Annotated in this window: 13 protein-coding genes; 9 read left to right on the top strand and 4 right to left on the bottom strand. The window is 35.4% G+C overall.

All coding sequences use genetic code 11. From position 1 onward, the window contains the following. Positions 1–14 precede the first annotated feature (14 nt). The 5 genes from rlmF to KKG99_10245 all read left to right on the top strand — a co-directional run bounded on the left by rlmF (position 15) and on the right by KKG99_10245 (position 4,599). The gene (rlmF, locus tag KKG99_10265) at positions 15–980 is read left to right on the top strand and encodes a 23S rRNA (adenine(1618)-N(6))-methyltransferase RlmF (protein ID MBU1013381.1); all 966 of its coding nucleotides are present in this window, start codon (positions 15–17) and stop codon (positions 978–980) included. A 163-nt stretch (positions 981–1,143) separates the two neighbouring features. Continuing rightward, the gene (locus KKG99_10260; protein ID MBU1013380.1) at positions 1,144–1,959 is read left to right on the top strand and encodes a ZIP family metal transporter; all 816 of its coding nucleotides are present in this window, start codon (positions 1,144–1,146) and stop codon (positions 1,957–1,959) included. 187 nt (positions 1,960–2,146) lie between these two features. Then, complete coding sequence (locus KKG99_10255) at positions 2,147–3,064, top strand: hypothetical protein (GenBank protein MBU1013379.1); 918 nt, start codon at positions 2,147–2,149, stop codon at positions 3,062–3,064. Between the two features lie 3 nt (positions 3,065–3,067). Beyond that, positions 3,068–3,514 (top strand): YhcH/YjgK/YiaL family protein, encoded by a 447-nt coding sequence (locus KKG99_10250; protein ID MBU1013378.1) that lies wholly within the window; start codon positions 3,068–3,070, stop codon positions 3,512–3,514. A 170-nt stretch (positions 3,515–3,684) separates the two neighbouring features. Beyond that, positions 3,685–4,599, top strand: a complete 915-nt coding sequence (locus KKG99_10245; GenBank protein MBU1013377.1) for a hypothetical protein — start codon at positions 3,685–3,687, stop codon at positions 4,597–4,599. A gap of 81 nt (positions 4,600–4,680) precedes the next feature. Here KKG99_10245 and KKG99_10240 read toward each other — a convergent pair whose 3' ends face one another. Then, on the bottom strand, positions 4,681–5,925 hold the full coding sequence (locus tag KKG99_10240; GenBank protein MBU1013376.1) for an NAD(P)/FAD-dependent oxidoreductase: 1,245 nt from the start codon (positions 5,923–5,925) through the stop codon (positions 4,681–4,683). Between the two features lie 371 nt (positions 5,926–6,296). Between KKG99_10240 and KKG99_10235 the strand changes: the two genes are divergently transcribed. Both KKG99_10235 and KKG99_10230 read left to right on the top strand, forming a co-directional pair. Further along, the gene (locus KKG99_10235; GenBank protein ID MBU1013375.1) at positions 6,297–7,298 is read left to right on the top strand and encodes a methyltransferase; all 1,002 of its coding nucleotides are present in this window, start codon (positions 6,297–6,299) and stop codon (positions 7,296–7,298) included. A 143-nt stretch (positions 7,299–7,441) separates the two neighbouring features. Beyond that, positions 7,442–8,200, top strand: coding sequence for an NYN domain-containing protein (locus tag KKG99_10230; GenBank protein ID MBU1013374.1), 759 nt, complete (start codon positions 7,442–7,444; stop codon positions 8,198–8,200). A gap of 231 nt (positions 8,201–8,431) precedes the next feature. Here KKG99_10230 and KKG99_10225 read toward each other — a convergent pair whose 3' ends face one another. From KKG99_10225 to KKG99_10215, 3 genes are all read right to left on the bottom strand, one after another. Then, on the bottom strand, positions 8,432–9,124 hold the full coding sequence (locus KKG99_10225; protein ID MBU1013373.1) for a CPBP family intramembrane metalloprotease: 693 nt from the start codon (positions 9,122–9,124) through the stop codon (positions 8,432–8,434). Between the two features lie 65 nt (positions 9,125–9,189). Then, complete coding sequence (locus KKG99_10220) at positions 9,190–9,381, bottom strand: helix-turn-helix transcriptional regulator (GenBank protein ID MBU1013372.1); 192 nt, start codon at positions 9,379–9,381, stop codon at positions 9,190–9,192. A gap of 11 nt (positions 9,382–9,392) precedes the next feature. After that, a complete protein-coding gene (locus tag KKG99_10215) occupies positions 9,393–9,902 on the bottom strand; it encodes a hypothetical protein (protein MBU1013371.1) in 510 nt (169 codons plus the stop codon). 161 nt (positions 9,903–10,063) lie between these two features. Here KKG99_10215 and KKG99_10210 point away from each other — a divergent pair, with 161 nt between their 5' ends. Continuing rightward, positions 10,064–11,173: an aminotransferase class I/II-fold pyridoxal phosphate-dependent enzyme gene (locus KKG99_10210; protein ID MBU1013370.1), complete on the top strand. Its 1,110-nt coding sequence runs from the start codon at positions 10,064–10,066 to the stop codon at positions 11,171–11,173. Positions 11,174–11,455: 282 nt separating this feature from the next. Further along, positions 11,456–12,148 carry an aspartate/glutamate racemase family protein gene (locus tag KKG99_10205; GenBank protein MBU1013369.1) on the top strand — a complete coding sequence of 231 codons (693 nt, stop codon included), beginning with the start codon at positions 11,456–11,458 and terminating at the stop codon, positions 12,146–12,148. The last annotated feature ends 18 nt before the right edge of the window (positions 12,149–12,166 follow it).

The following is a 12,166-nucleotide window of genomic DNA, read 5'->3' as shown; positions in this document are numbered from 1 at the left end:
AGTCAAGAATTTCAATGCTACCTAAAAAGAAAAAACATCCAAAAGTAAAATTCAAATTACATCCGCGCAACAAACATCGTTCGCGTTATGATTTTAAGCAACTCAAAACAAGTTGTCCTGAATTAGAGCCTTTTGTGAATTTAAATATTTATGGGGATGAATCCATCGTTTTTTCTGATCCTGAAGCAGTAAAAATGCTAAATAAAGCCTTACTAAAACACTTTTACAACATTGAATATTGGGATATCCCGGAAAATTATTTATGTCCGCCAATTACCGGCAGAGCTGATTATATTCATCATATCTCCGATTTATTGGCTTCATATAATTATGGGAAAATGCCAATCGGACCAAATATTAAATGTTTGGACATTGGCGTTGGTGCTAACTGTGTTTATCCAATTATAGGGAATATGGAATATGGCTGGTCGTTTATTGGTTCAGATATCGACCCCATATCTATTGAATCTGCCAATAAAATAATAGCTCAAAATAAAACCTTAAAAGGGAAAATTGAATGCAGGTTACAAAATGATCCTAACGATTTTTTTTATGGGATAATCGCAAAAGATGAACCAATTGACATATCCATTTGCAACCCACCATTCCATGCTTCGAAAGCTGAAGCACAGGCAGGAACAATTCGAAAGCTAAATAATTTAAACGATAAAAAGATTATCGAACCCATTCTAAACTTTGGCGGTCAAAGTAACGAATTATGGTACAAAGGGGGCGAAGAACGTTTTGTAAGAAACATGATCCGTCAGAGTAAAAAATTTGCTCTGAATTGCTTTCTATTTTCATCTTTAATTTCTAAACAATCGACCCTTAAAAGTGCTTATAAAATCCTGGTAGAAGTTGGAGCGCTTGAAGTAAAAACCATTCCCATGGGGCAGGGAAATAAAACCAGCCGACTCATTGCCTGGACTTTCCTTGACAAAGAAGATCAAAAAAAGTGGAAAGATACGAGGTGGAAATAATTTTAGATTCCTACACTTTGTTCTCGTTTAGATTTTATCAATCAATATTGCAAATAATTTCTTATTCCGTACAAATAATTCCATAGAACCATATCAGGATTTTTCTAACTTTGACTCTAATAAACAGATCATTTTTACTAAATCATACTAAATAGAACAAAAAATGAATTTAGATTTTTTACTAGAATATAATCCCGTTTTACTTGCACTTTTTGCTACACTATTTACATGGGGCCTCACTGCAATGGGATCATCCATGGTTTTTTTCTTTAAAACAATCAACAAAAAAGTACTAAACTCCATGCTTGGTTTTGCAGCCGGTGTAATGATCGCTGCCAGTTTTTGGTCTCTACTAAAACCTGCCATCGAAATGGAAGAAGCAAATGGTGGTATTGGATGGATACCGGCCGTTATTGGATTTCTAGCGGGAGGTGCTTTTTTATTTTTGGTTGATAAGATTCTACCTCACTTACATTTAGGGTTATCAATTGATAAAGCTGAAGGAATAAAAACTTCATGGCAACGAAGTGTATTACTTGTTTTATCAATTACCCTGCATAATATTCCTGAAGGATTGGCGGTAGGGGTCGCTTTTGGAGCATTGGCAAATAATCCCGATACAGGAATGTTAGCCGGTGCAATAGCCCTAACCATTGGCATTGGATTACAGAACTTTCCTGAGGGGGCAGCGGTTTCAATTCCTCTCAGAAGAGAGGGCTTTTCAAGGTTAAAATCGTTTAATTACGGGCAACTTTCAGGCATGGTTGAACCAATTGCAGGGGTTACGGGTGCCTATTTGGTTTTGACCATGACCCCCATTCTCCCCTATGCTCTTTCATTTGCCGCTGGAGCAATGATATTTGTTGTTGTTGAAGAACTGATCCCCGAATCTCAAACCGGACATGAAACCGATTTATCCACAGTAGGTGCTATGCTGGGATTTACCGCCATGATGTTTTTGGATGTGGCACTAGGATAAGATATTTTTAAACAACTTTCCTTCTTATTAAATCAAAGAAATAGTTCATAACTATTTTGTGTTCAACATATAAAAGATATTCAGAAAGCTTTTAAATTTACATAAGCTAAGGTATATCTTGTTAAAAATCAAATGCGTTTTACAAAATTTAATTTTCAAAATAAGTATTATAAAAAAGGAGGTTCTTATGAAAAGGTTGATTCTTGTTTTAATGTCACTCTTAATGGGTGGTTTTGCATACAGTCAAAACTGGTCGCTTAAAGATATTGGTGTAGGTATAATTGTGGAGGATGAGAATTACGATAAAGAACTGAAAATTATGGAGAGAGGTTCGGTTTGGGATGCCAAAGAATTATATGAAAATGGTGCTCAGGCAGGAAAGTATAAAGGCAATCAGTTATTTGCGGCATGGATCCAAGGCCCTCATACCGATGCTTATAAAAACAGTTATGGTGTTACAGTTTGGTTATATAAATACAAAATCACTTATCCCGATGGTAAAACTTTTGAAGCCGGCCCATCCGGATTTTACACTCCCGGATTTACTTATTTTGGCATCAAAACAGGTGGGTACACTACCGGAAATTGGAAGATCGAATGGTTTATTTGGAACCGTGACACACAAGAAACAAGGCTGGTAGGTACGTCTGAATTTCAGACAACCTATGGTAAGCCAACAAAACAATCTGTTTCAGGATGGCAGGTAAAAGATATTGGAATTGGAATCTACGATCAGACAGAATATGATAAAGTACTTAAGATCATAAAAAGAGGCGATACCTGGTCCCAAAAAGAACTGTACGAATCGGGCTATCTGGCCGGCAGGGAAAAGGTTTTTGGAACATGGATTGAAGGACCTCCGACCAGCACTTACTTAAATAGTTACGGTACGCCCATCTGGTCGTGCAAATATGTTGTCACTTATCCCAATGGCAGTAAAAATGAGTTCGGGCTCTATGGCTTTTATTCACCTGGGTTTAATACCCTATTCATCAATGTAGGTGGGAACACTTTCGGAAAATGGAAAATTGAATACTATATCTGGAACCGAGATACGAAAGAAACTATACTGATCGATACCAGAGAATTTAACCTCATCCAGTAATTCATGATCATAGACAAAATTGGAAATTACAAATTATATACTGGACTTAGTCCGCTTATTTCTAAGGCATTAGATTACATCAACGATACTGATTTATTAGGTCTGGAATCAGGCAGATATGAAATTGAAAAAGACGACCTATTTGCCCTCATTCAGGAATATGATACGAAAAATCGGGAAGGTTGCAAACTCGAAGGGCATTTTAAATTTATCGATGTACAGTTCATTATTTCAGGGGCCGAATTCATTGGTATATCAACCTTGAACAATCACATTCAAATTTCAAAAAGTGAGGAGCGTGATATTGCTTTTTATGAAGGTGACCCGACATTTTTCAAGTTGGAAAGAGGTATGTTTGCCATCTTTTTCCCTGATGATTTACATATGCCAGGGATCAAAATAGTTCAGGGTTTAAATGTAAAGAAGCTGGTCATAAAAATACGTATTTGATGTTACAACTTTATTGCAATGATAAGTATTTGATACTAATTAAAACATAAATCTGTGAAAAATCAGAGTTATTATTTTTTGTCTGATCAGTAAATATAATCATGAAATCGTATTTTTTTATTTCAATTTTTTTACTTGCATCAATTTTTTCAAATTCCCAAAATATTGAAATGGATTTTGTTATTCAAAAGGGGAAGGTGATTTATGATTTTTCTTTTGCTGAATTGGCAATAAGGTATTTGGAATCTGGGGATTCTAGTTATTTAAATAAAATTGCTAATCTTCCAGCCACGGAACATCTTTTAAATCATGCAATAGCCTATAAGAATAACATCTCTCATAATAGCGGCCTCGATTTAGTAATCTCATTATTAACCCCCATTGATGATAAAAGGAAAGTATTGGATGCCTTTAAAAGCAATCTACATTATGCGAAGACAAAGATTGCTGAAATCGATTTACCACAGAAAACTTGTTTGAAATACCTTCCTGAAGATTTTAAATATTCGAGCAATCTGTTTTTTACATTTGGTTACGATTTAGGGGTTGTTTTTGGGAACAATGCCAGTTTGAATTTGGCACATCCACATTATGTAGAACATCAAAATGAAATCAAGTATTATTCCATTCATGAATTACATCATGCTGGTTTCGTGACGATTAAAAATAACGCCATGCCATCTCTTGATATCAATAAATACAAAGAAATGACAGATTTGATCGCATATTTCACACACTTGGAAGGGATGGGTACTTATGTTCCGTATTCGCTTAGAAAAAAAGAAAGAGCGATGGAAATTGACAAAGATTATATTGCGATTCAAGATGCAGGGCTAATGCAATCATATGAATCTGCGTTTTTTGAAATCTATTTTCATTTCAAAAATAATCCAAGCAAAATACTTACTGATGAAGACTGGGACAAGCTATCTGTCTTATCTGATGAAAAAAGACTTTGGTATAGGGTTGGTGCCAAAATGGCTCAAACAATTGACGACAAATTAGGGAGAAAAAAATTGGTAAAGCTGATTTCGGAACCTTCCGTAAATTTCATTAATACATATTTATTACTGAAGAAAGAATAATTATACATTCATAGCATAATTTAGTTGATATGGTATATTATTAAAGATTTTAGGTAATTTATAAGGCAAGGTAAGAGATAATCATTCTTTTTTCATACACGAATCACCGGCCAGCCAGCCCGTCGAATAAGCTATTTGTAAATTATAGCCACCGGTTTCTGCATCCAGATCGATCAATTCACCTGCAAAATAAAGACCTTTAACCAGCTTTGATTCCATGGTTTTGGAAGATATTTCGTTCGTGGAAACACCGCCTGCGGTAATAATTGCTTCTTTGTAGGATCGATGGCCCGTAATTTTAAAACGCAGGTTTTTAATTAAATGCCGGATTTGTTTCCTTTCTTTTGAAGAAATTTGATGGCATTCTTTTTCGGGATCAAATCCTAAAAGATCAAGGAAAACAGGCACCATGGAAGCTGATAACCAGTAATGGAAAAGATTGCTGATCTTCTTTTTCCCATGTTCATTGATGTCTGTAAGCAATTGATTATCGAGTTCTCTCTCATCAAGCATAGGCTCCAAGTCAATGGTAATCTCAACTTTCTGATTTTCCTCCAACGCTGTAACCGCTATTCTGCTTAGGGTCAAAATAATAGGGCCAGAAAGACCGAAGTGCGTAAAAATCATTTCACCCGAAGCTTCACCTTCTTTCTTATCATTTACCCAAAGTACAGCCTTCACATCCTTTAAATTAAGCCCTTGTAAATTTTGAGCAAGTTTACCTTCTGTGATCAGAGGTACAAGTGCAGGCCTGACATTTTCAATGGTGTGTCCAACTGCTCTTGCTAACTCATAACCATCCCCGGTCGATCCGGTTGCAGGGTATGATTTACCCCCTGTTGCAAGAATAACATTCTGAGCCGGATATTTTCGTCCGTTAGCTTGAACACCTTTAATCACATTGCCTTCAGTAATAATTTGTTCCACTCTATGTCCACACTGGATTTCAACCTTCATTTCTCGAACCCATCTTAACAATGCATTTAATACATCCGATGATTTATTGCTGACAGGGAAGTATCTTCCTCCGGGAATTAAAACCGAATCGACACCATACTTCTTTAATAATCCAATGATCTCTTTTGAAAAAAACCCGGAAAAAGCATTCCTTAAAAAACGGCCATCAGGATAAACATGAGCAATGAAATCTCCGATCGGAGCATTATTGGTGATATTGCATCGGCCACTTCCTGTAATCAACAATTTCCTGCCTTCTTTAGGCATTTTCTCCAATAGCAGAACTCTTCCTCCCAATTCGGCTGCTCTTCCTGCTGCTATTAATCCGGCAGGCCCCGCTCCTACAACAATGACATCAAAATTATTCATATGAAGCAATGTTAACAATTATACGTAGGCCAGGTTTCATCTTTTTCGTTCGATATATAAAAGTCAAAATTACATATTCTTGGAACAGTACAATAGATAAACTGTTGAATGCAACGAATAGTAATTTAGGTTTGATCATTTTACATTTTACATTTTACATTTTACATTCAACATTTTACATTTTACATTCATCATTTTACATTCATCATTCATCATCCATCATTGTAGCTGGCAACTATATATTTTGTAATTTCGGGTCGAACTAAGTGGAGCTAAATAAAAACAACTTGACAACAGCAATCGATAAAATCAGAGCAAATCGTCCGCAACCTATCCTCACAGCTATTGAAATTATTCCATACAAAAACCGCATGGATCCGCAAGAAGCAATTGATGCACTATTAGCAGGGTTTAATGTTTTGATCATCGATTTCTATAGTACCGGGCTTAACATTTTGCAGACTTTAAAAATATTTATTGAAGAAAATCAGCCTGATCAAACTTTCATTTCTCAACATAAGTCCCGAACACTTTATCAGGAATTATCAAATCGAATATTATTATTGATTCGGAATCATCGACTAATTGTAAGGAAGGCCCCTGAAATTGGCTGGTTTAAAATATTATACCCCGAATTAGACGAATTTTTATTGCCTTTTCCTCAGGTTCAGGGTTTGAACAGTGCCTGGCAATGGTTTGAAAATGGTATTGCTATGCCTGGGCTCGACCGAAAACTCCATCCTTATTATGGAACCTACTTCCCTACCCGATTCGAGCATTTGAAGCTTTTTGATAAATGGTTAAAGCAATATAATGGAGAAAAAAAATCTGCCATTGATATCGGGATTGGCTGTGGGGTTCTTTCTTTTCAGATGCTTAAACATGGTTTTGAAAAAATATGCGGAACTGATTCTAATCCTAATGCCATTATCAGTGTAAACGAAGACTTAAAGAAAAACAACCTTTTTTCAAAAATTGATTTATTTCATGGCGATCTGTTTGCTAATTGCGATTTAAAAACCGAATTAATCGTATTCAACCCACCCTGGATTCCGGCATCTCACAACATAGAAGGATTAGATAAAGCCATCTATTACGATGAAGACCTATATCCACGCTTTTTTGCCGAAGCAACAAAACATCTTAATGCTGACGGACGGCTCGTCATTTTATTTTCCAATCTGGCCCAGATTACCAAATCGAGTAAAACGCATCCCATTCAAATCGAATTAGCAAATGGAGGACGTTTTCAGAAGGAATTATTGTTACAAAAAAAGGTTGGTCAGGCCTCTAAAAAAACCAAACGGAATCAAAACTGGCGTGAATCTGAATTTGTAGAATTATGGGTATTAAAATCTTTGTCTAATATCTAAGGTCTAACGTCTTATATCTTAATTTATTAAAACGCTTATGAAATCGGAAGTCTGTACTTTAATGTTTTCTTATATAGAACTAACATTAATTAACTTTGATTAAGCATTCTTTTTCATTACCTTACGTTCATTATTAAAAACCCATGAGAGAAAGATCTGATATTAAATTAGCAGTTTTGATCGATGCAGACAATATTCCTTATTCAAATATTAAGGGAATGCTCGATGAAATTACAAAACTTGGAACACCCACTATTAAAAGAATATACGGCGATTGGACAAAGCCGACTGTATCGGGCTGGAAGCCCGCACTACTCGAACATGCCATCACTCCCATTCAGCAATACAGTTATACCAGCGGAAAAAATGCAACAGATTCAGCGATGATCATTGATGCAATGGATATTCTGCACAATGAAAAAGTGGATGGATTTTGTTTGGTTTCGAGCGATAGCGATTTTACGCGACTGGCTACACGACTCAGGGAATCGAGTATGTTTGTGATTGGTATAGGAGAAAAGAAAACCCCACGCCCCTTTATTGTTGCTTGCGATAAGTTCATTTACATCGAAATAATCGGAGCCATTGAGATTTCAAAAAAAGATATAAAAACTACAAGTTCAACTGCAAAAGATAAAAAACCGGCATTTGAACCGATAGACAAAAAATTTACTCAACTATTAAAATCGACCATTGAAGATTTAGCCGATGATGATGGATGGGCTTCTTTGGCGGCAGTTGGTGCATTGATTAATAAAAAGAGACCTGATTTTGATCCACGAAATTATGGATTTTCAAAATTGACCCCATTGATAAAATCTTTGGGCGAGCATTTTGAAGTTGACGAAAGAGAGGTTGAAAAATCGCGCATCAAACATATTTATCTAAGGATAAAAAAGTAAGAACTCAAAGATACAATCAACAGTTTTACACTTATGTTAACCCCTCGACTACGCTCGGGGTTCAATCATTTTAGACCTTGGTACACTGAACTTTGATATTAAGCGATAGCCGAAATGTAAAACAAAATCCTACGAGGGTTTGAAACCATCGTAGGGTAGATGGCCAACTCATTGAATGAATTCCTTTAATCCAGTATAACAAATCTTTAACCCCGATTGGAATTGTCTCTGTTAAACATTTTGACTTATCAGGGCACCTAACAAAGCAAGTAAGTTTCCCGACATGTGAACAATGATCGCATAAGCATTATTGTTGTACTTCTCCTGGTAATAGCCGGCAATTAAACCCAGACTCATCGTAAAAATTACTATTCGCAATATAAAAAAGAAATCTGCATCTGTTGTTATTAAACATAAATGCTCCAATCCAAACATTAATGCACTTATGATGACAGGTAAACTTAACCTGATTTTTAAAAAAGGTATGCCGTTTTCGCGCAAAGGTTCTAACATATTCAATAAAAAGCCACGAAATAATAATTCCTCAGCGATACTGGCATAAATAAACACGAAAATAAAAACCTGCAATGGGGTTAATTGTGCAAGCAATGGATGCGGTTCGATCTTTCCTCCAGCCACTTTGGTGATAATTGTCATTAATATATTAACAACTATGGTTATAACTATCGCATAAATAATTGGTTTAAAAACCAACTTTAACTTTGGCAGTGATAATTGATAAGTTAAACTCCTCTTCATCGCGATAATTCCAAGTATGGAAAGCAACAGCATTATCGTATGAGTCGCGAAGGATGAAGCGATAAACGCATTGTTAAAATGTATTAAACTACCAATAATTACTGCCGATAAATAGATCGCAACCGTTATTGTAATTCCATAAACAATTCTTTCACTGTTTTTCATTTAATTTAGTATTTATGATTAACGCTTTTTAAAATCACAGGATTTAAATCAATCAGGGTTAACCTTTAATCCAGTTGAAACAAATCTTCCACTTTCACCTCAAAAAAAGCAGCCATCTTGAGTGCCAGTTGAACCGACGGGTTAAACTTTCCACTTTCGATCGAATGGATGGTAAGCCTTGAAACCTCTAATGCCTTTGCCAAATCGGCTTGGGTAATGTTCTTTTTTGCTCGTTCAATTTTGAGGGTATTTTGCATTTCTTGCTTGTTTAAACTGTGAATGTGATCATATCGAAAATAACTAACCCGATCAAAAACAGAATGGTAATTCCCATGATCAGAAACGATCTGGCAGATCGATGTTCTTCAAAAATCCATTTTGGATTGAGTGCTAAATATATTCTGAATAATATTTGATACAAAACAAGCATGCCTTCAATAATATAAATGATCAAATACATATTCAGATCCACCGAATTCAAACCAGTACAAACAAGATAAAATGAAATTCCAAGAATAGTCCAGGCATAAATTAATTTCAATAACGAATATCTGATCCTTTGAATACGCTCATCATCATCTATCTCTTTGCTGAAATTCAGCATAATCAAACTTAAAATAATTACATAATGAATAAGTAAAAGCGTACGTTCTTCCCATCCCGGATCATACGTCAGGTTCAATAGTTTTTGGACGATTAATAAAAGCACTCCAATAAAGGCGAAAGTCAAGCCGACCATTTTATATTGCGGGTCGGCTAAAGCGTTAAATTTTCTCATATTTATTAATTTAGGTTAAAATAGGGTTTTTAATATCACCGCAAATGTATAGTTTTATATACATTATGTCAAGTTATATTTACATTATTTTTTCAAAATCCACTCCCACCATAAAAATAAGATTATGTATCTTTCGTATCAATAAGATAACTGATATCTACATGAAAATACAACCCTTCAAACTCGAACGTTACTTTGCCAAATATGAATTTTCAGCTCCTTATTTATTGAGTTGTTCCGATTGTGAACCATTAGGTCAAAGTGAACTTTTAGCGATGGCCGATGAAGAATCAAAAAAACTCTGGAACGACCTGATCCTATCATACACCCATTCGCAGGGACTGCCTTTATTGCGTCAGGAAATTGCTAAACTATATTCGAAAATCAGTCTGGACGAACTGATTATACTGGCACCTGAAGAAGGCATCTTTATTGCGTTGAATGTGCTTATCAATAAAGGTGATCATGTTATTTCAATTTTTCCTGCTTATCAATCCTTATATGAGATTGCAAAAAGTATAGGGGCAAGCATTTCAAATTGGGAGCCAAATACAAAAGGCAGCTTTGAAGTTGATGATTTATTTTCTTTAGCAACTGACAAAACTAAATTAATTATCATTAATTTCCCTCATAATCCCACAGGCGAAACAATTTCGGGAGAACAACTTCAGCAAATTATTGAATTTGCAAGAAAAAAGGATATCATTATATTTTCAGACGAGATGTACCGTCTGTTAGAATATGATTCATCTGACCGATTAAAAGCAGTCGGTGATATTTATGAGAAAGGAATTTCATTAGGTGGAATGTCGAAGTCATTTGCATTACCGGGTTTAAGACTTGGTTGGTTAGGCACCCAAAATAAATCCTGGATCAGGAAAATGATTGAATTTAAAGATTATACCACCATTTGTCCTCCGGCTCCATCCGAAATTCTTGCCCTCATTGCATTGCGAAATAAAGAGCATATATTGAACCGGAATTTGACAATCATCAAGAACAATCTTGTAATTCTGGAAGCGTTTATCGATAAATATTCAGCCATTTTTAAGTGGAACAAACCCAAAGCCGGGCCAATAACATTTCCTGAATTGATAATCCAACAAGACATTGATAAGTTTTGTAAGGATCTGGTTGACAAAAAAGGGTTGATGCTTTTACCGTCTTCAGTATATGATTATCCTCATAAAAAGGTAAGAATTAGCTTAGGCAGAAAAACTTTCGGAGAATCCTTAACAAAACTGGATGAATATTTAACAGATTATAGTTAAGAAAAGGCATGTTATTGCAATTTTTAAGTTTTTACAGAAAATTTCTTTACTGTTAATTATTTCATTCATTAAATTGAAAGATTAACCCTTCTTTTAACTCTGTCAATCATAAGCATTTGTTCTAATGAAGTTTAGCCTCACATCATGCAAAAAAGCAAATAAAATGTACAGCTAATTTTTAATTCTGGCTAATAACCGGCAGGATGTAAAAATCCAAATAAGGCGTCTATGTTATTTATTATCCTTAATTTTGTCCGATTATTAATTAACCAGAATTTTATTATGCAAACGATTGGCCTAATTGGAGGCATGAGTTGGGAGTCGTCATTAGAATATTATCGCCTCATCAATCAATTTGTGAAGGAAAAACTAGGTGGCATGCATTCGGCTCAGAGCTTAATGTATTCAGTAGATTTTGAGCCTATTCAGCAACTTCAGCATAAGGATGAATGGGACAAGCTAACCGGGATGATGATCGATGCCGCTAAACGGCTTGAAATGGGTGGGGCCGATCTTATTGTTATATGTACCAACACAATGCACAAAATGGCTGATGCCGTAGAACAAAATATTAATTTACCGTTGATCCATATTGCAGATGCTACCGCAGAAGTAATCAAAGATCAAAAATTAAAAAAAGTTGCATTATTAGGCACCAGATTTACAATGGAACAGGACTTCTACAAAAAAAGGTTGGCCGATCGTCATCAGTTAGAGGTTGTGATCCCTAATAATGAAGAAATGAATATTATTCATCACATAATTTATAAAGAACTGTGCATGGGGCAAATAAAGGGTGCTTCAAAAAAAGCATTTCAGGATATCATTGAAAGACTGGCACAAAATGGAGCAGAAGGAGTAATACTGGGTTGTACCGAAATACCATTACTTATCAAACAAAAAGATGTTTCTATCCCAATATATGACACTACGACTATTCACGCCCGCAAAGCCGTTGAACAGGCGATTTCATAAATTTTCAAATAAAGGTAC

Source organism: Bacteroidota bacterium (assembly GCA_018816945.1).
Classification (GTDB): Bacteria; Bacteroidota; Bacteroidia; order Bacteroidales.
The sequence above is the reverse complement of the archived record's forward strand: the minus strand, read 5'-3'. Positions and strand labels throughout refer to the sequence as shown.